Origin of the sequence: Bradyrhizobium sp. 31Argb (genome assembly GCF_043638955.1) — a bacterium.
GTDB lineage: Bacteria > Pseudomonadota > Alphaproteobacteria > Rhizobiales > Xanthobacteraceae > Bradyrhizobium.
Genome location: NZ_JBEGDB010000059.1, coordinates 16487 through 34698, shown reverse-complemented (window position 1 = coordinate 34698; position 18212 = coordinate 16487). Strand labels below are relative to the sequence as shown.

At 63.7% G+C, this 18212-nt stretch carries 16 protein-coding genes and 1 pseudogene; 9 read left to right on the top strand and 8 right to left on the bottom strand.

Annotated features, from left to right (window positions below):
• The first annotated feature begins 315 nt into the window (after positions 1 to 315).
• Both AAFX91_RS14555 and AAFX91_RS14550 read left to right on the top strand, forming a co-directional pair.
• Positions 316 to 741 carry a hypothetical protein gene (locus tag AAFX91_RS14555; RefSeq protein WP_130583616.1) on the top strand — a complete coding sequence of 142 codons (426 nt, stop codon included), beginning with the start codon at positions 316 to 318 and terminating at the stop codon, positions 739 to 741.
• Positions 742 to 927: 186 nt separating this feature from the next.
• Positions 928 to 1113 (top strand): hypothetical protein, encoded by a 186-nt coding sequence (locus tag AAFX91_RS14550; RefSeq protein ID WP_245476776.1) that lies wholly within the window; start codon positions 928 to 930, stop codon positions 1111 to 1113.
• A gap of 9 nt (positions 1114 to 1122) precedes the next feature.
• On the opposite strand, the gene AAFX91_RS14545 is transcribed toward AAFX91_RS14550, so the two are convergent.
• Positions 1123 to 3411 carry a ComEC/Rec2 family competence protein gene (locus AAFX91_RS14545; protein WP_394566924.1) on the bottom strand — a complete coding sequence of 763 codons (2289 nt, stop codon included), beginning with the start codon at positions 3409 to 3411 and terminating at the stop codon, positions 1123 to 1125.
• A 403-nt stretch (positions 3412 to 3814) separates the two neighbouring features.
• On the opposite strand from AAFX91_RS14545, the gene AAFX91_RS14540 reads away from it, so the two are divergent.
• The gene (locus AAFX91_RS14540; protein ID WP_130577942.1) at positions 3815 to 5143 is read left to right on the top strand and encodes an MFS transporter; all 1329 of its coding nucleotides are present in this window, start codon (positions 3815 to 3817) and stop codon (positions 5141 to 5143) included.
• A 105-nt stretch (positions 5144 to 5248) separates the two neighbouring features.
• Here AAFX91_RS14540 and AAFX91_RS14535 read toward each other — a convergent pair whose 3' ends face one another.
• Positions 5249 to 5611: an SPW repeat protein gene (locus tag AAFX91_RS14535; protein ID WP_165421042.1), complete on the bottom strand. Its 363-nt coding sequence runs from the start codon at positions 5609 to 5611 to the stop codon at positions 5249 to 5251.
• Between the two features lie 247 nt (positions 5612 to 5858).
• Here AAFX91_RS14535 and AAFX91_RS14530 point away from each other — a divergent pair, with 247 nt between their 5' ends.
• A complete protein-coding gene (locus AAFX91_RS14530) occupies positions 5859 to 6041 on the top strand; it encodes a hypothetical protein (protein WP_165421039.1) in 183 nt (60 codons plus the stop codon).
• Between the two features lie 116 nt (positions 6042 to 6157).
• Positions 6158 to 7588 carry a type I glutamate--ammonia ligase gene (gene glnA / locus AAFX91_RS14525; RefSeq protein WP_282528888.1) on the top strand — a complete coding sequence of 477 codons (1431 nt, stop codon included), beginning with the start codon at positions 6158 to 6160 and terminating at the stop codon, positions 7586 to 7588.
• Positions 7589 to 7617: 29 nt separating this feature from the next.
• Here glnA and AAFX91_RS14520 read toward each other — a convergent pair whose 3' ends face one another.
• Complete coding sequence (locus AAFX91_RS14520) at positions 7618 to 8010, bottom strand: YybH family protein (RefSeq protein WP_394566925.1); 393 nt, start codon at positions 8008 to 8010, stop codon at positions 7618 to 7620.
• Between the two features lie 11 nt (positions 8011 to 8021).
• Positions 8022 to 9719, bottom strand: coding sequence for a glutamine--tRNA ligase/YqeY domain fusion protein (locus AAFX91_RS14515; RefSeq protein WP_394566923.1), 1698 nt, complete (start codon positions 9717 to 9719; stop codon positions 8022 to 8024).
• Between the two features lie 222 nt (positions 9720 to 9941).
• On the opposite strand from AAFX91_RS14515, the gene gltX reads away from it, so the two are divergent.
• Both gltX and gltA read left to right on the top strand, forming a co-directional pair.
• A complete protein-coding gene (gltX, locus tag AAFX91_RS14510; RefSeq protein WP_282528886.1) occupies positions 9942 to 11366 on the top strand; it encodes a glutamate--tRNA ligase in 1425 nt (474 codons plus the stop codon).
• A 161-nt stretch (positions 11367 to 11527) separates the two neighbouring features.
• Positions 11528 to 12832, top strand: a complete 1305-nt coding sequence (gene gltA / locus AAFX91_RS14505; RefSeq protein ID WP_130577947.1) for a citrate synthase — start codon at positions 11528 to 11530, stop codon at positions 12830 to 12832.
• A 94-nt stretch (positions 12833 to 12926) separates the two neighbouring features.
• On the opposite strand, the gene AAFX91_RS14500 is transcribed toward gltA, so the two are convergent.
• Complete coding sequence (locus AAFX91_RS14500; protein WP_394566922.1) at positions 12927 to 14276, bottom strand: carbohydrate porin; 1350 nt, start codon at positions 14274 to 14276, stop codon at positions 12927 to 12929.
• Positions 14277 to 14512: 236 nt separating this feature from the next.
• Between AAFX91_RS14500 and AAFX91_RS14495 the strand changes: the two are divergent.
• Both AAFX91_RS14495 and AAFX91_RS14490 read left to right on the top strand, forming a co-directional pair.
• Positions 14513 to 14671 (top strand): annotated as a pseudogene (locus AAFX91_RS14495) (transposase domain-containing protein); the annotation flags it as partial.
• Between the two features lie 13 nt (positions 14672 to 14684).
• A complete protein-coding gene (locus AAFX91_RS14490) occupies positions 14685 to 15056 on the top strand; it encodes a hypothetical protein (RefSeq protein WP_394566921.1) in 372 nt (123 codons plus the stop codon).
• 158 nt (positions 15057 to 15214) lie between these two features.
• Here AAFX91_RS14490 and lpxB read toward each other — a convergent pair whose 3' ends face one another.
• From lpxB to lpxA, 3 genes are read right to left on the bottom strand one after another with little or no spacing between them, the layout of a single operon-like run.
• Complete coding sequence (gene lpxB, locus AAFX91_RS14485; RefSeq protein WP_394566920.1) at positions 15215 to 16402, bottom strand: lipid-A-disaccharide synthase; 1188 nt, start codon at positions 16400 to 16402, stop codon at positions 15215 to 15217.
• Positions 16402 to 17259, bottom strand: coding sequence for an LpxI family protein (locus AAFX91_RS14480; protein WP_394566919.1), 858 nt, complete (start codon positions 17257 to 17259; stop codon positions 16402 to 16404). The genes lpxB and AAFX91_RS14480 overlap by 1 nt, the downstream gene beginning before the upstream one ends.
• A gap of 19 nt (positions 17260 to 17278) precedes the next feature.
• On the bottom strand, positions 17279 to 18076 hold the full coding sequence (lpxA, locus tag AAFX91_RS14475; RefSeq protein WP_282528882.1) for an acyl-ACP--UDP-N-acetylglucosamine O-acyltransferase: 798 nt from the start codon (positions 18074 to 18076) through the stop codon (positions 17279 to 17281).
• Positions 18077 to 18212: the final 136 nt, after the last annotated feature.

Sequence of the window (18212 nt, the reverse complement as noted above, 5' to 3'; positions counted from 1 at the left end):
AAGGCTTCCTCCTAAAAGAAAGCCTTGAATCACGTTCAATCTGATTTGAGAATCCCAAGAGTCCACACGGCCTAGAGGACGATGACAAGAACGACTTAGAATGATTAGAATGAAAGCCCCGGTAAATTCGCCGGGGCACTTCGGTGCAAGGTGATGTGCGGCAGCGTCTCGCTATCGTGTTTGTGAACGGACCGAAGGCGCGGGCCGTACAAATGCCAAGAACGAAGCAGAGGCTTATAAGTTATCGTCCACTCTGATAGAGGCCTGCGCCTCTTCCCAGGCACGGGTCGGCTATCTCGAATGAGGAGCAATCCGATGTGTGACTATAGCCTGCATGCCGTGGCGACGCGTCCCGCCCAGGTTGGAGAGACGCTCATCACCACCACCTTCCGCGGCACCTCGACCCGCGGCTTCGCTTCGGAAAGCGATCCGACGGTCGCAGTCTGCATGCTTCCCGGGACCGAACTCGCGTTCGCCGATAACGTCCGTTACGACAATCGCTGGATCTGGACCAAGACGACCGGCTTCCGTGTCGGCAAGTTCAACCAGATCGATCCGCATATTCGGGATCGTCATCACGACGCGATCGAATTCCCCGATGGCAGCCATGTGCTGGTGACCCAGCTCTGCGAAGGGCAGCGGGCGACCGTGCTGCAATTGCCAGTGACGCATCATGTTGCAGAGCCGGCACCGAAGGCGGTCGAGCAGCGCCCCGCGCCGAACCCGCTGTTCATCGGCTGACAGCTTCGGGCAGCGTGCGCCGCCGGTCTCGGCCGGCGGAGCGTTGCCGCGAGTGAAAAGCAAAGTGTTTTGAGCGGCTCCGGAGGTCATCCGGGGGCGCACGTGATTTTGTGTTGAACGGACGCTTTATTCGCCCAGGGGGCGTGATCGGTGGTCACCAAGATCACATGGCAAAGAGCCGGACGAGTGGCTGAGCCCGGCCGATACATGTTCAGGTTCGGCTGGCTCACCGTCGCAGCGGAAGATCTCGCGATCTGGGAGCGATTTCCGGATGCGACCTTTACGCTCGTGCAAATGCCCTCGCATTCGGGCGATCCGGATGAATTTCGGCTCGGCGCCTTCGAGCTAGCGGCCAACGCCGGCGGAGATTGAACGGGGCGCTCAGTCTTCCGACTGCAGGTCGGATTCGGACGGGGTCGCATCGATGGCGCGCGGCGCGGGTGCCCCCTGGATCCGGATCGTGGTCTCGGGTTCGCCTTCGCCTGACATCCCAGGCGACCACGGCCGGTCGAGGCCGGCGGGCTTGACGGCGTCGATGACGAAGCCGTTCCGGCTCCGCCGCAGCGCCAGCCCACCCTGCCGCCGCAGGCGCTCGGCATCGATGACCGCCGCCGCGCAGCCTTGCGGCACCGGCCGTGCGGTCACGATCAGCACCGCCCGCTCGCAATCGTCCGCGAGCGCCTCGGATCGCTGGGTGAGCGCGATGAACGCGCCACCGGCCGCAGAGGTCACGCAGCCGCTCTCATCGCAGGACACGCCCTCCGTCAGCGACGGATCGCCCGCGGTGCGGGCATCGGCATCCGCGGCCAGCCACTCCTTGGCGAGAAACGCGTCCTTCGCGGTCCGCATCAGGTGCAGCCGCCCGTCACCGCCGCGGACGGCGACATTGCGGCCGTCGCCGGAAATCAGGATGTCCGGTTGCGGCGCCCCCACCGCCCAGACCACCGCAATGAGAAGCACGGCCGCGCCGCCGAAGCGCAGCGGCGTGCGCAACAGCCCGAGCAGGATGACGCCCAGGCTCGCGGCAATCAGCGGGCCGATCCCGAACGCACTGACGTGGCCGACCGCGCCCGGCAGCGCGGCGACCCCCTGCGCGACCACGATCATCCAGTCGATGCCACTGCCCATGATCGCCCAGAACACGCCGTCGAAACCGAACGGCATCGCCAGCAGGCCAAGCAGCCCGGCCGGCATCACCAGCGCCGACACCACCGGCATCGCCGCGAGGTTGGCGAGCACGCCAAAGGGCGCCACCCGGTGGAAATGAAAAGCGGCATAGGGCGTGGTCGCCAGCCCCGCCACCAACGACGCCAGCAGCAGCATCGCGACCTCACGCCCGCCCCACAGCGCGATCCGCGCGGTCGTGGAATGGTCTGGCGCGGCAAACAGATGCGGCATGCCGATCTGCACCAGCGCCACCAGCCCGAGCGTCGCCGCAAACGACATCTGGAAGCTTGGATGCACCAGCGCCTCCGGCGCGATCGCGAGCACGATCATGGCCGCGACCGCGAGCGTCCGGAACGTCACCGCGCGGCGGTCGACCATGACGGCGATCAGCACCACTGCGGTCATGAGGAACGAGCGCTGCGTCGCGACCTCCGCACCCGACAGCAGAAGATAGAAGGCGGCCGCCACGAGCGCCGCCGCGGCAGACCATTTCTTGATCGGAAAGCCCACGGTGAGCACCGGAAACAGCGCAAGCAGCGCGCGAACCGCGAAGAAGACCACGCCCGCGACCACGGCCATGTGGTAGCCCGAGATCGACAGCACGTGCCCGAGCCCCGAGATGAACATCGCATCATTCACCGGCTCGGAGATCGCATCGCGCCGGCCGGTCAGGAGTGCGGTCGCGATCGCGCGATTGTCGCCTTCGAGCACGTTGCGGATCCGCGCATCGATCGCATCGCGCATGCCCTGCATGAAGGCCGCATAGCGCAGCGTAAATCCGCGGCCTTCCGGCGGCGCGGTCGTCTTGATGGCGCCGAGTACGAAACCGGACGCGCCGATGCCCTGGAAATAGAGATCGCGGCCAAAATCGTAGCTCCCGGGCCGCAGAGGAGCGAGCGGCGGCTGCAGCCGCGCCTTCAATTCGACGAAGCTGCCGACTTCGGGGGCAGTGCCCTTCTTCACCGACAGCCGAACGCGCTCAAGTTTCGGCGTGCCGCGCTGGCTTTCGATGCTTGCGACGCGCAGCACGAAACGGTCGGTGCGCTCGCGGATGTCACGCGTCTCGACAAATCCGGTGAGTGACACCGAGAACATCGGCCGCGCCAGCACGCCATGCGCGACCCGCGCGGTTCGCCAGGTGGCAACCGCAAAACCCGCCGCAACGGCGGCAATCATGACGGCGACAGCGAACGCCTGCCGTCGCCTGAGCAGGAACGCGACAGCGCACAGCGCGATCGCGACGATGACCGCGACCGACAGCACCGGCTCATGGTCGGCGGCGAAGTAGAGCGCGATGCCGCTGCCGAACGCGACCGGCACCCAGGGCAGAAGCCGTCCGGCGCCCGCTTCGGCGCCGGCCCACTGGCGCAACGTCTCGACGATTGGCGGCCAGGCGCCGACGCCGATCGGGGCATACCCACCCGCCGGCGCCATCGCCTCGCGCGGCGGCCAGGTGCCGGCATAGCCGCGCCTGCCGCCCGGCGTCCTGCCCTCGTCCGACATCCTGCGCCCTGGACTGCCCCTGGTTTCCGCAAAGCTACCGGAAGCAGGTATCCACGGGATAGCGGAACAGATGCGAACGTCGTGCCGGTGGCGCTCCCAATCCTAGCGCTGGCTCTTTAGCCAGCTTCAAACCCGACTGCGCCGAAAGTCTCATAAGGCCGCAGTCTCATTGAGGATTAGACTGTGGCTGCGCCTCCGCCCGGACAGACGGGATGAGGCAGTGGTGGCTCGCGGTTCGAAGACCGCTGGAGCCCTTCTCAGGTGGTTCAAGGCTTCCCTGAGACCGGCGTTGCGGACGCAACTCGCAAATCAAGCCTGTAGCGTCGCGCATCACGCGTACTCCGCGAGCGAATAGAGCGCTGAAAAACGCGAGGAGAAGTCATTGAACTAATGGGAGCAGCACATGGCAATTCAGGTACCGAGCGATTTTCGCCGCGTGATTGTTGCCGCGTCGGTCGGAAACATCATCGAATGGTATGACTTCTATATCTTTGGCAGCCTGGCCGCCGTTCTGTCGGTCAAGTTCTTCGAACAATCCCACCCCGTCGCAGCCCTGCTGAGCACGATCGCCCTGTTCACTGCAGGATTCCTGATCCGTCCGCTCGGAGCATTCCTCTTTGGATGGATGGGCGACCGGGTCGGCCGCAAATATACGTTTCTCATCACGCTCACCGGAATGGGACTGGGAACGGGCGCGATCGGCCTGATCCCGACTTATCAGTCGATCGGTCTCACCGCCGCGTTCGTGCTGTTCGGGCTACGCATGATCCAGGGCCTGTGCCTGGGTGGCGAATATGGCGGCGCCATCACCTATGTTGCCGAGCATGTGCCCGACGATAGACGCGGCTACTACACCGGCTGGCTCCAGACCTCGCCGACGCTCGGGATCGTGGTGTCGCTGGCCGTGATCATTCTGACCCGGATCTATTTCGGCGATCAGGCCTTCAACGAATGGGGATGGCGCGTTCCGTTCCTGCTCTCGTTCCTGCTGGTGGCCATCGCCATCTACATCCGCCTCCAGCTCCAGGAGACGCCGATCTTCCAGGAGATCAAGGCCCGTGGGCAGATGACCCGGAACCCCTGGAAGGAAGCGTTCCTTAGCTCGAACATCAAATACATCGGAATCGCCATCATCGTCCTGATCGGACAGGGCGTAGTCTGGTACAGCGGACAGTTCTGGGCGCTGTACTTCCTGCAGCAGGTCTCCAAGGTGGACGCTCTGACCTCGGCCTACATCGTCGGGGCCGCGCTGCTACTTGCGACGCCGAGCCTGATCTTCTTTGGCTGGCTGTCGGACCTGATCGGCCGCAAGCCGGTGATCCTGGGAGGCATGCTGCTTGCCGCGATCACCTACTATCCGCTGTATCTGTGGCTCGGAACGGTCACGCAGCCCGGAAACATCAACTATCCGATCGCAGTCTTCATCATCTTCATCCTCGTCTGTTACGTCGGGATGGTGTACGGGCCGGTCGGCGCGTTCCTGGCCGAATTCTTCCCCAGCAGGATCCGCTACACATCGGTATCGGTGCCGTATCACATCGGCAACGGCTGGGGCGGCGGCCTGGTGCCGTTCATTACCTCGGCGGCTTTCGCCGCCACCGGCAGCGTCGGCTACGCGCTGATCTATCCGATCGTAGTTCCCGCGGTCTGCTTCGTGCTCGCCGTTTTCCTGATGCCCGAGACACGCAAGATCAGCATCTGGCAACCGATAGAGCCTAAGACAGCGTCGTGATCGAATAGCCTTGGTGCGGGGCCGTGAAGCCCTGCGCTCCGCACAATTCCCGCCCCCCGGCCGCCACCAGATGGCGGTCGGTGCAAGGCCCGTTCGACTCCGTTCTCAGCCGGCGCGGTGATGCCAGCGATCGTGCCACCAGGTGGTGAAATCACGATCGGTCACCAGCTCCCAGCCAGCGAACAAGATCACCAATATGCCCGATAGCATGCTGCTTACCGTCGCCGAGACGTGCTCGTAGCCGACCGTCCAAGGTGCCAGCAACAGAGCCAGTCCGAGGAGCATCTCGCCCCATTCCTCCAGATAGGATGGAATGACAAATGCCTCGATGGCAAACAGGATGACAGCCAACCCAAGCGCGATGGTTATCCAGACGGCCGCCCCGCCGAAGCCCAGGGCAAAGGGCGACACGACCAGCCATACACCCACCAACAAGCTGGCAACGTCCTGCCAGTGTTGAATGCGCATGACGCTCACCTCCCTTCTCCCATGGATATGGTGAAGCGGCACTGGAAAGACATCCGTCCGACCTGCGTTGTGTTGCCGCTGCCCGTGTTCCGGAGCCGCTTCCCGGCCGCCCAGCACGCGGAAAGCACTCTTGCAAGTGCGCCGCAGCAGGATGCACACTGCTGCGCTTAACCAGGTGTCAACGTCTACGGCTCTCGGCCCGACTGGAATTTCACGGTTGCGCCCGGAAGGAGAGGAGCATGACGCCATGCGAGAAATCGAAATCCACGATTATGCGCGGCAGCTCTTGGAAGCACATGGCGCCAAGGCCATTGCGGAGGCTGCCCAGAACGCCATCGAGCTCGAAGCAAAGGGCGACGTCGAACTCGCCAAGACCTGGCGGCATATCGAAGACGCCATGAAGCTGATGCGCGGGCCGCACCAAAGCTGAGGGTGCCGGTGCGGCGACCGAGAAGGTGGAGCAGAATTCGTCGCAAACCGTTCTTGGTCGCGGCGGAGCGACAACGTGATCTCTAATGACCGGCTCTCCATGACAGGAGCGAAGCCATGTTTCCCAAATGTACGACAGCCGAAGATCTCGTAAAGGCGATCGCGGATGAGAAGGTGCAGATGATCGACCTGCGCTTCACTGACCTGCCGGGGGTGTGGCAGCATTTTTCCGTCCCGCCGAGCGCGGCAAGTATCGATGCTCTCAGCGAGGGCATCGGATTCGACGGCTCATCGATCCGCGGCTTTCAGGAGATCCAGGAAAGCGACATGCTGGTCGTCGCGGACCCGACCACGGCCTTCCTCGACCCGTATTCGCTGGCATCGACCCTGGTCCTGATCTGCAACATCCGCGATCCCGTGACCGGTCAATCCTATAGCCGGGATGCCCGCTACATCGCGCAGAAGGCTGAGACCCATCTAAAGGGCACCGGGCGCGCCGAGACGAGCTACTTCGGTCCGGAGGCGGAGTTCTTCGTGTTCGACGACGTCCGCTACGGACAGGGCATCAATTACGCCTTCCACGAAATCGATTCTGGGGAAGGCAGTTGGAACACAGGCAAGGAAGAAGTGCCGAATCTGGGCCACAAGCCGCGCCCGAAAGAGGGATACTTTCCCGTTCCCCCAACCGACAGCATGCAGGATCTCCGCACCGACATGGTGCTGACAATGGAAGAACTCGGCATCCAGATCGAAGCCCATCACCATGAAGTCGCGACCGGCGGCCAGAACGAGATCGACATGCGCTTCACCACGCTCACGCGCATGGCGGACAATCTGATGATCTACAAATACGTGGTGAAGAACACCGCAAAGCAGCATGGCATGACCGCGACGTTCATGCCCAAACCGCTGTTCGAGGACAATGCTTCAGGGATGCACGTTCACCAGTCGCTGTGGAAGGGCGAGACCAATCTGTTCTACGACAGGGGCGACTATGCCGAGCTGAGCCAGCTTGCCCGCTATTATATCGGCGGTCTCCTGACCCACGCCTGGGCGCTGTGCGGGCTGTGCGCCCCGACCACGAACTCCTATCGGCGCCTGGTGCCGGGCTATGAGGCTCCGATCAATCTGGTCTACTCCCAGCGCAACCGCTCGGCCTGCTGCCGCATTCCGATGTATTCGCCGAACCCGAAGGCCAAGCGCGTCGAGTTCCGCTCGCCGGATCCTTCCTGCAATCCCTATTTGGCCTTCTCCGCGATGCTGATGGCCGGCCTTGACGGCATCAACAACCGGATCGACCCGGGCAGCCCGATCGACAAGAACCTCTATGACCTGCCGCCCGCCGAGGCCAAGGATGTGAAGTCCACACCCGGGTCGCTGGATCAGGCACTCGATGCGCTCGAGCGCGATCACGCCTTCCTGCTCCGTGGCGACGTCTTCACCGCCGACGTGATCGAAACCTGGCTCGACTACAAGCGGAAGAAAGAGATCGATCCGATCCGGCTACGCCCTCATCCTTACGAGTTCCACCTCTATTACGACATCTAGCGACGACCACCGCTGACGGAATGAGCGGCCTAGCGGTCAATCAGCGGCGCTTTCGACGAGACGTGATGGCTGACGATTTTCCAGTCGCCGTCTTCGCGGACGATCACCCAGGTAATCTTCACCGAGAGCGGCGGTTCGCCGTCGCCCAGGAAGAATGACGCCGTGCCGGCCATGTTGATCACGTTCGGGGTGACCTGCGCCGCGCGCACGTCGGAAAACTGAACGGTCTGAGAGCGCCATCGCGGCAGGCCGTTGAAGTAGGCCGAAACCCCTTCCCTGCCACGATAGAGTGTCGGATTGGAGCCGAAGAAGAACGCGCCCTCCGAATAGAGCGAAGCGAGTGCTGCGGCATCCAGCCTGCTGAAGCCGGTGGACCATTTTGCCATGATGGTGGAAACGATGTCGTCGGCTTCGCCGTGCATCTCGCCCACCTCTAGCTCTTGCCGCCGACTTCCTTGGCGAAGGTGTCGCGCAGGCCGATGGTGCGGTTGAACACCGGCTTGTCCGCCGTCGAGTCGGGGTCGCGAACGAAATAGCCCTGGCGCTCGAACTGCATCACCTCGTTCGAATTGCTCTCGGCGATCGCCGGCTCGATGCGCGCGTCCGTCAGCACTTCCAGGGACTGCGGATTGAGATCGGCGGCGAAATTGCCGGCGTCCGGACTGGGCGTCGCGAAGAGCTGGTTGTAGATGCGGATCTCGGCCGGTTTCGATTGCGCCGCAGGTAGCCAATGCATGGTCGCCTTCACCTTGCGGCCGTCGGGCGCGTTGCCGCCCTTGGTCGCGGGATCATAGGTGCAGCGCAGCTCGACGATCTCGCCGGCGTCGTTCTTGATGACGCCGGTGCACTTGATGAAATAGGCGTAGCGCAGCCGCACTTCAGTGCCCGGCGAGAGGCGGAAGAATTTCTTCGGCGGGTTCTCCATGAAGTCGTCGCGCTCGATATAGAGCTCGCGGCCGAAGGCGATCTTGCGGGTGCCGGCTGCGGGATCGTCGGGGTGGTTGATCGCCTCGATCTCCTCGACCTGCCCTTCCGGATAGTTCTCGATCACGACCTTGAGCGGGCGCAGCACCGCCATGCGCCGGAGCGCGGTGCGGTTCAGCTCCTCGCGGATGCAGAACTCCAGCATGCCGACGTCGACGACGCTGTTGGACTTGGCCACGCCGATCCGCTTGATGAACTCGCGGATTGCCGCCGGCGGCACGCCGCGCCGCTTCAAGCCTGCAATCGTGGGCATGCGCGGATCATCCCAGGCGGCGACATGACCCTCGCGCACGAGCTGGGTCAGCACGCGCTTGGAGAGCAGCGTGTAGGTCAGGTTCAGGCGCGCAAATTCGTACTGCCTGGGCTTGGACGGCACCGGCAGCTTGTCGAGCAGCCACTCATAGAGCGGCCGATGATCCTCGAACTCGAGGGTGCAGAGCGAATGCGTGATGCCCTCGATCGCGTCCGACTGGCCGTGGGCATAGTCGTAGCTCGGATAGATCGACCATTTGTCGCCGGTGCGCGGATGGTGCGCGTGCAGGATCCGGTACAGCACCGGGTCGCGCATGTTGATGTTCCCCGAGGCCATGTCGATCTTGGCCCGCAGCACCCGCGCGCCGTTCGGGAACTCACCGGCCTTCATGCGGCGGAACAGGTCGAGGTTCTCCTCCACCGGGCGGTCGCGATAGGGCGAGTTCTTGCCGGGCTCGGTCAGCGTGCCGCGCGAGAGGCGGATCTCCTCCTGGCTCTGGTCGTCGACATAGGCGTCACCCTGCTTGATGAGGCTTTCGGCCCATTCGTAGAGGCGCTCGAAATAGTCGGAGGCAAAATAGAGATTGTCGCCCCAATCGTAGCCGAGCCAGCGCACGTCGGCCTGGATCGCGTCGATATATTCCTGCTCTTCCTTGGTCGGATTGGTGTCGTCGAAGCGCAGGTTGCAGTGGCCGGGAAACTCCTGCGCGATGCCGAAGTTGAGTGCGATCGACTTGGCGTGGCCGATATGCAGGTAGCCGTTCGGCTCCGGCGGGAAGCGCGTCACGACGTGGCTGTGCTTCTTTGCAGCGAGGTCAGCCTGGACGATGTCGCGAATGAAATCGCGTCCGGTCTCCGCCGCCACCGTTTCTGCCGCCACTGGTTCTGTCGTCATCGAGGGTTCCTATGCATGGTCCGGAAAACCGGAAGCCGCCTTCCCGAAAGATCATGCTCAAAAAAGGGATCAGCCGCCCTTCTGCCAAATTCGCCCCGGCCCGCCAAGCCTGCTTTCGAGGCTGCTTTCACACAGCCCAAGCCTTTAGTAAGGCCAAGGCTTTAGTTATGCGTTGTTCCTGCTATACACCAGCGCCGTTCAAGCCCGAGCCCGCATCCGGTCATGTCTGATTCCGTCGTCACACGCTTCGCCCCCTCGCCGACCGGCTTCCTCCATATCGGGGGGGCCCGCACCGCGCTGTTCAACTGGCTCTATGCCAGGAAGCACGGCGGCAAGATGTTGCTCCGGATCGAGGACACCGACCGCGAGCGCTCCACCAAGGAGGCGATCGACGCCATCCTGGACGGCCTGACCTGGCTCGAGCTCAATTGGGACGGCGAGGTCATCTACCAGTTCAGCCGCGCCGCCCGCCACCGCGAGGTCGCCGAGCAGTTGCTCGCCGCCGGGCGGGCCTATCGCTGCTACGCGACTTCAGAGGAACTTGCCGCCATGCGCGAGAAAGCGCGCGCCGAGGGCCGCACCCGCCTCTACGACGGAATGTGGCGCGACCGTGATCCGGCCGGCGCGCCGCCCGGCATGAAACCCACGATCCGGCTCAAGGCGCCCCTGACCGGCGAGACCGTGATCGAGGATCAGGTCCAGGGCCGCGTGGTCTGGCAGAACGAGAACCTCGACGACCTCGTCCTGCTCCGCGGTGACGGCACGCCGACCTACATGCTCGCGGTGGTGGTCGACGATCACGACATGGGCGTCACCCATGTGATCCGCGGCGACGATCACCTGATCAACGCCGCGCGCCAGAAGCAGATCTACGATGCGCTGGAGTGGAACATCCCCAGCATGTCCCATATCCCGCTGATCCATGGCCCCGACGGCTCAAAGCTCTCCAAGCGCCACGGCGCGCTCGGCGTCGATGCCTACCGGGCGATGGGCTACCTGCCGGCGGCGCTGCGCAACTACCTGGTCCGGCTCGGCTGGAGCCACGGCGACCAGGAGATATTCTCCACGCAGGAGATGATCGAGGCGTTCGACCTGCCGGCGATCGGCCGTTCGGCGGCGCGGTTCGACTTCGCCAAGCTGGAGAATCTCAACGGCCACTATATCCGGCACAGCGACGATCAATCTCTCGTGACTCAGTTCGAGAGCGTGCTGGACTACGTTCCCGACGGCGCCGCCATCAAAGCCAAGCTCAACGACACGACGCGCGCGCAATTGCTGCGGGCGATGCCGAGCCTGAAGGAGCGCGCCAAGACGCTGATCGAATTGATCGCGGGCGCGTCTTTCATTTTCGCCGACCGGCCGATCGAGATCGAACCAAAAGCCGCCGCGCTGCTGACGCCAGAAACGCGCGCGCTGATCGGGAAGCTTCGCGCGGCACTGGAGACGGTCACTGACTGGCGGCTGGAGACCACGGAAGCCGCCATGCGGAATTTCGCGGAGCAGAACAATCTCAAGCTCGGCGCCGTCGCCCAGCCGCTCCGGGTGGCATTGACGGGACGCACCACCTCACCGGGTATTTTCGATGTCCTGGCGGTATTGGGGCGGGAGGAAAGTCTTGCCCGCCTGCGCGATCAGTCGGCTGTGTAAGCCCTGCCATGCCCCTCCAAGGGTCCACCTTGCAGCGCACAGGGCAATAAGCTACGCATCTGGCGAGGCCTTCTAGACAATCCGGCTTGTCCCGACATCCGCCGTAAAATAGCAACTCGGGCAGGTTCGATTTTCGCAACAAATTCATCGGGGACAACACGATGGACGCACAATCCAGCAGCAAAACAGCTACCCTCACGATCGGCAACAAGACCTACGATTTCCCGATCCTGAGCGGCACCGTCGGCCCTGATGTCATCGACATCGGCAAGCTGTACAGCCAGGCCGGCGTGTTCACCTACGACCCGGGCTTCACCTCGACGGGAAGCTGCCAGTCCAAGATCACCTATATCGACGGCGACGCCGGTATCCTCGAATACCGCGGCTATCCGATCGAGCAGCTCGCCGAACACGGCGACTTCCTGGAGACCTGCTATCTCCTGCTCTACGGGGAGCTTCCGACGCCCGCGCAGAAGAAGGATTTCGACTACCGCGTCACCCATCATACGATGGTGCACGAACAGATGGCGCGCTTCTTCCAGGGTTTCCGCCGCGACGCCCATCCGATGGCGATCATGGTTGCAGCCGTCGGCGCACTCGCCGCGTTCTACCACGACTCCACCGACATCAATGATCCGCAGCAGCGCATGATCGCTTCCATGCGCATGATCGCGAAGATCCCGACGCTGGCGGCGATGGCCTACAAATACACCATCGGCCAGCCCTTCATGTATCCGAAGAACTCGCTGAAGTTCGCCGAGAACTTCCTCAATATGTGCTTCGGCGTGCCTTGCGAGGAATACAAGATCAACCCGGTGCTGGCGGACGCGCTGGAGAAGATCTTCATCCTGCATGCCGACCACGAACAGAATGCGTCGACCTCCACGGTGCGCATCGCCGGCTCCTCCGGCGCCAACCCGTTCGCCTGCATCGCGGCCGGCATCGCCTGCCTGTGGGGCCCAGCGCATGGCGGCGCCAACGAAGCCGCGCTGAACATGCTCTACAGCATCGGCAAGGTGGAGAACATTCCTGACTTCATCGCCAAGGTGAAGGACAAGAACAGCGAAGTCCGCCTGATGGGCTTTGGCCACCGCGTCTACAAGAACTACGATCCGCGCGCCAAGATCATGCAGAAGATGTGTCATGCCGTGCTGAAGGAGATCGGCCACGGCGACGATCCGATGCTGAAGGTGGCGATGGAGCTGGAGAAGATCGCGCTCAGCGACCAGTACTTCATCGAGCGCAAGCTCTATCCGAACGTCGACTTCTATTCGGGCATCACGCTGAAGGCGATGGGCTTTCCGGTCTCGATGTTCACCGTGCTGTTCGCGGTCGCCCGCACGGTCGGCTGGATCAGCCAGTGGAGCGAGATGATCGAGGATCCGCAACAGAAGATCGGCCGCCCGCGCCAGCTCTACACTGGCGTCGCCAGCCGCGAATACGTCCCGATCGACAAGCGGAAGTAAGCTTCAAGATTCGCGAAGTTCGAGACGGCGCCATCATTTCTGGTGGCGCCGTTTTCGTTTGCCGCGGGCTGCGATCTCCGCCGACGACGGCTACCTAATACGCGATCGTGCTGCGTACGCCGATCAGCGCCCCGCTCTTCACCGGCGAACTCGGCAAGATCGGGTCCGGAACGTGTCCACCGGGATGGACGACGTATTCAAAGACCGGCTGAAGCGTCCAGCCTGGCTTGATCTGGGCTTGGTAGGAGAGCTCGATCGTGAGCTCGAAATCCCTGAGCGGCTGATGGGTTCCGGTCAGGTCGATCATGTCACGATCGAGCGCGCGCGCCCGATCGGATATGTGCGCGCAGATGAATGAAGCTCCGAACTTGTCCTCAGGCCTGCCGGGCAGCAGTCCTGAGAACACGATTCCGGCGTCGACGAAGAAGTCGATCAGGTTGCGATCCGATGGAGTACCCGAGATCCGGCCGAATACGGCGATGCCGCTTGTGGCGTCGCCGCCCTCGGGTCGATAGATCTGCTGATCGATGATACCGTAGATGCCGCTCGACCCGCGAAACAGACGCGCGTTCCCGGTGGCGAACGGGCTTGCCTGCGAAAGGCCGGCATCGTCGAACCTCATGTCTGCGAACATCCCGAAATGGTGCCATCCGCCGAACCGCAACGTGCCGGCCAGCCCGCGCGAATCCTTGTCCTGATTGTAGCGGTACTGCAGTTCTCCCATCAGCAAGGGCGGATCGTTGACGCGGAAATTGGTGCCGGTGCGATTGATGGTCGCTTGCCCGCCCGGGTCGCCGTTGAACAATCCGACCAGGGCTGTCCAGCTTGGGCTGGGATCGAACTTCAGCCGGATGCCCGGCGTCGCGAGAGGATAAGCGGGACCGCCACTTGGCAAATTGCCACCGGCGATTGTGGGCCAATCGCTGCTGATGAGCGTCTTGCTGTAGTCGCTGACGAAGAACTCCGTGTCCGCCGCAAGCTGGCCGAAGCGGATGCTGAAGCGGTCATCGAACAGCTTCTGCTCCAACCATAATTCGGACAGCCGTGTCGACGGCACAGCCTCGATGTTGCTGATCGTGATCAGGCTCTCAAAATGCTGGTCGCGCAGCCCTGCCGTATGATGGATCTGGAAGGCATTGGCGAAGAAGCCCAGCCCCGGCCAACCCGCGAGCTTCTCCAGGTCCGCCGCGACGAAGGCCTCGAGCTTGCCCTCATAAAGCCCTCCTCGCCGGACGCCTCCGGACAGATTGCGCAACGCTTCGCCCGTGTAGATCAGCCCATAAATGATCCCGCGTTCGGCGAGCCACCTCCGCACCCCGGTGGCATCGCCCTCGGCTGGCAGGCTGGTCGCGATTGACGACGGGGGAATGCCGTTCGGCGAAGCGGCGTCGCCAGCGACGGCCGGAGCGGAAACAAGAAACGCAGCCAGCAGGCCCACCACCATTGAGGTCTGGGGTCGGCGACGGAACGCTCCAAGATGCAATTGCGATGCATTCGCAAATCTACTGTGGACCTCTCCGAAATCGTCGATCTGCCGCCTCACCCGCACAGCCGCCCACCCCAGTTGCGAATTACTCGCAAGATTGACACAGGCGGTTCCGCTATGCAAGCCTCATGCAACTAAGTCGCAACTGCAACAAGCTGCAAGTGGCCTCCTTGGAGGCGAAGCGCGGCTCGAGGTACACCCTTATTGCCAGCGCCAAGCTCAACGATCTCGATTCACAGGCTTGGCTCGCCGACGTGCTGGCGCGCATCAACGATCATGCTATCCGGAGGCAGGCTGAGCTTCTGCCCTGGAACTGGCGAAAGCCGACGGCGAGCCATGTAGAAGCGGCGTGAGCCAAGAGGACACATGAGAGCGAGCGGCCTGTCCGCGGCAGATAAATCGGCGGTGACGGCTGCCTGCCAGCAACTGATCGACGACTTCCTGAAGCCCCGCTTCCTGCCCACTATCCGGCCGACGCAATTCAACTATCCCGTCGATATCCTGGGAAAGTGGCACGGCACCAAATATCGCTTCATTCAACGCTACCGCTCCGGCTTCCCGGAGAATCCCGGCGAAGAGTTCGACGCGCCGTTCGCCCGCCTCGACTGGATCAGCCGCAATCGCTTCGACATCCAGTGGCACCGTCACACCGGAGAATGGTTCTGCCTCCATCGCGGCCTCACCCTCGTCGAAGCGATTGACACGCTAAGATCCGACGGATTGCTCCATCCACCTTGAACGCCGGAACTCTGCACGCTCACGTACCTCGCGGTCCTCGCCGGATGGATCGCTTGAGGGGCCGATGACGACCTGATCGGACAGTCCGGGGCTCAATGGATGAATGAAGCCTGGGCCGATGCGCGCCGGCGTGCTGAAAGGGCCCTGACGGCGGCTAACTAGCTCGTCCGCCGGCCGTTCCGCATCGTCGCCAGCACGATGTCGGCGGCGCGAACGCTCGGCGGCTGGTTGCCGGTCGACATGATCGCGTCCATCGTGGCGAAGGCCTCGATCTGGCTGCGGCGCAGCGCGGAATCCGCGAGCAACTCGCCGAGCGCCTGCGACAGTTTCTCGGGCGTTGCGTTCTCCTGCAGGAACTCGGGGATGACTTCCTTGCCGATCACGAGATTGGCCAGGATCACCGATGGCACGCGGATCGCACGGCGCAGGATGAAGGCCTCAATGGCGCCGACGCGATAGGCCGTCACCATGGGAACGCCTGACAGCGCAAGCTCCAGCGTCACGGTGCCGGATTTGGCGAACGCGGCATGTGCGATCCTGAACGCTGCGCGCTTCTCGCTCTCGCCGACCACGATTTGCGGCTTGACCTGCCAGCCCTGCACGCCCTCGCGGATCACAGCTTCCAGATGCGGCATGGTCGGCAGCACCGGCTCGAACGCAACGCCGCTTGCGCGCAATTGCGCCAGCGTTTCGCCGAACAGCGCGAGGTGATGCCCGATCTCGCTGCGCCGGCTCCCGGGCAGCACCAGCAGGACCGGCGGCTGCGCATCGCGCCGCTTCGCTTCCTCGGCATTCGGCCGCAGCGAGGCAAACTGCTCGGTCAGGGGATGGCCGACATAGCTGCAGGGCGGCCCGCGCAGCTTGCGATATTCTTCCGGCTCGAACGGCAACAGCGCCAGCACATGGTCGACATAGCCGAGCATCGCGCGCGCCCTGCCCGGCCGCCAGGCCCAGACCGATGGCGACACATAGTCGACGATCGGAATGCCGGGATTGCGCGCGCGCACGCGGCGGGCGACGCGATGGGTGAAATCGGGGCTGTCGATGATGACGAGCACGTCCGGTGCCGCATCGATCGCGGCATCCGTGGCGTGCCGGATCAATCGCAGGATTTTCGGCAACTGCTGCACCACCGCGGCAAGGCCGACGATCGAGAGTTCTTCGATCGGAAACAGCGACGTGAGGCCCTCGCCCGCCATCATGCGGCCACCGACGCCGGCAAATTGCACGGCATCGCCGAGCCGCTGGCGCAGCACCTTCATCAGCGCAGCCCCGAGGCGATCGCCGGATTCCTCCGTCGCGATCAGGAAGATCTTGCGCGTGATGTCTGGGGCGCGGCCGTGCATCAGCTTGGCACACCGACGACGAACAGCCGTCTTGCGTCCGCAGCCTCGATCATGGCCTGCGGTTCGGCGGCAAGCGTGTTGCCGGCAATGACGGCAATACCGGCAAGTCCGGCTTTCGCGGCGCCCTCGACCGTGCGCGGCCCGACCGTCGGCAGATCGTAGCGCAGGTCCTGGCCGCTCTTGGGTGCCTTCACCAGCACGCCGCGGCCGCTCTGGGCACGGATGCGGCCGTCGGCACGCAGCCGCGCCACGCGCGCCAGGAGCCCGTCGGTGCCCTCGATGTCCTCGACCGCCACAACGTGCCCGTCGATCACAACCGCGGCCTGGCCGATGTCGAACGGGCCGAGCGCGGCAAGCACCTCGCGCCCCCGCGCAATGTCGGCGCTGGCATTGCCGGCCGGCGTCGTGCGCGTGATGCAGCCTTCGGGCATCAAGAGGTCCGGGGCGACATCCTTGATCCCGACCATGCGAAATCCATCCTGCTCGAGAATGCGGCCGACGCCGGATAGCAGATGATCGTCACCGCCTCGAAACGCGCGGATGACGTTTGCGAGAACACGAAGCGTCTTCAGATCCAGCCGGATTTCGGACAGCGCTGGCCGCATCAAGGTGCCGATGAAAATCAGGTCGCGGCAACCCTCCTCGCGAAACAGCCTTGTCGCCCGCCCGAGCTGGCCGACCGAAATCCAGCGGTGGCGGAAGCCCTCGACGCGGACCGGATCGCACGCGCCGCGCAGCGCGAACAGCACCGGCGCCATGCCGCGTTTGGCAAGCGACTCCGCGACCGCAAACGGCATGGCGCCGCCACCTGCGATGACGCCAACCGGAGAGGAAATCGCTGGAGCCGCTGACGTCATGGCTCGGGCGCCCCTCGCATCAGTGCTTGCCGTCGACAGCCGGAAGACAGAGCGGCCGCTTGCCCTTGCCGATGAAGGCGAGGATTTCGGCGATCGCCGGATCCTCGGCCGCCAGCGGCTGCACCGCGGCCAATCGCTCGGCGAAGACACCTTCGCCATGGAACAGCTTCTGGTAGAAGGCGCGGACGGTCACCAGCCGCTCCCTCGTGAACTTGCGGCGCTTCATGCCGATGATGTTGAGACCTTCGAGCACGGCATATTGGCCGTTGGCGAGGCCGAACGGGATGATGTCGTCGCGCACGCCGCAGACGCCGCCGACCATCACCTGCCGCCCGATCCGGGTGAACTGGTGCACGGCCGAGAGCCCGCCGATATAGACGAAATCCCCGATCTCGCAGTGACCGCCAAGCGTGGCTGATGTGGCGAAGATCACGTCGTTGCCGACCATGCAGTCATGACCGACATGGCTGTTGTTCATGAAATAGCCGCGGTCGCCGACGCGCGTCAGCCCGCCGCCTTTCACCGTGCCGATGTTCATCGTCACGCCTTCGCGGATGGTGCAGCCCGTGCCGATCTCAAGCCGCGTAGGCTCTCCGCGGTAGCTCAGATCCTGCGGCGGCCCGCCCAGCACCGCAAACGGCGAGATCACGCACTCCGCGCCGATCGACGTATGGCCGGAGACGGTCACATGCGCAACGAGCTTGCAGTTCGCGCCGATCGCGACATTGGGGCCGATGATGCAATAGGGACCGATCGAGGTGCCCTCGCCGATCACGGCGCCATCCGCAATCCGCGCGGTGGGATCGATCATGCTCATTACGACAGGCCCGCTACTGGTTGATGCGCAAGCGCGCTAAACAATCGAATTTTCGGGTGGTTAGCGCGACATTGCCCGGCATGTCCAGTGACGTATCATGACCGCATATTGCAGCGCGCGGTACACGGGACGAAGA

Excerpts from the sequence above, each read along its gene's own strand:
- AAFX91_RS14555 (WP_130583616.1), top strand. The coding sequence starts at position 316 with ATGTGTGACTATAGCCTGCATGCCGTGGCGACGCGTCCCGCCCAGGTT.
- AAFX91_RS14545 (WP_394566924.1), bottom strand. The coding sequence starts at position 3,411 with ATGTCGGACGAGGGCAGGACGCCGGGCGGCAGGCGCGGCTATGCCGGC.
- AAFX91_RS14540 (WP_130577942.1), top strand. The coding sequence starts at position 3,815 with ATGGCAATTCAGGTACCGAGCGATTTTCGCCGCGTGATTGTTGCCGCG.
- AAFX91_RS14535 (WP_165421042.1), bottom strand. The coding sequence starts at position 5,611 with ATGCGCATTCAACACTGGCAGGACGTTGCCAGCTTGTTGGTGGGTGTA.
- AAFX91_RS14530 (WP_165421039.1), top strand. The coding sequence starts at position 5,859 with ATGCGAGAAATCGAAATCCACGATTATGCGCGGCAGCTCTTGGAAGCA.
- glnA (WP_282528888.1), top strand. The coding sequence starts at position 6,158 with ATGTTTCCCAAATGTACGACAGCCGAAGATCTCGTAAAGGCGATCGCG.
- AAFX91_RS14520 (WP_394566925.1), bottom strand. The coding sequence starts at position 8,010 with ATGCACGGCGAAGCCGACGACATCGTTTCCACCATCATGGCAAAATGG.
- AAFX91_RS14515 (WP_394566923.1), bottom strand. The coding sequence starts at position 9,719 with ATGACGACAGAACCAGTGGCGGCAGAAACGGTGGCGGCGGAGACCGGA.
- gltX (WP_282528886.1), top strand. The coding sequence starts at position 9,942 with ATGTCTGATTCCGTCGTCACACGCTTCGCCCCCTCGCCGACCGGCTTC.
- gltA (WP_130577947.1), top strand. The coding sequence starts at position 11,528 with ATGGACGCACAATCCAGCAGCAAAACAGCTACCCTCACGATCGGCAAC.
- AAFX91_RS14500 (WP_394566922.1), bottom strand. The coding sequence starts at position 14,276 with ATGGTGGTGGGCCTGCTGGCTGCGTTTCTTGTTTCCGCTCCGGCCGTC.
- AAFX91_RS14490 (WP_394566921.1), top strand. The coding sequence starts at position 14,685 with ATGAGAGCGAGCGGCCTGTCCGCGGCAGATAAATCGGCGGTGACGGCT.
- lpxB (WP_394566920.1), bottom strand. The coding sequence starts at position 16,402 with ATGCACGGCCGCGCCCCAGACATCACGCGCAAGATCTTCCTGATCGCG.
- AAFX91_RS14480 (WP_394566919.1), bottom strand. The coding sequence starts at position 17,259 with ATGACGTCAGCGGCTCCAGCGATTTCCTCTCCGGTTGGCGTCATCGCA.
- lpxA (WP_282528882.1), bottom strand. The coding sequence starts at position 18,076 with ATGAGCATGATCGATCCCACCGCGCGGATTGCGGATGGCGCCGTGATC.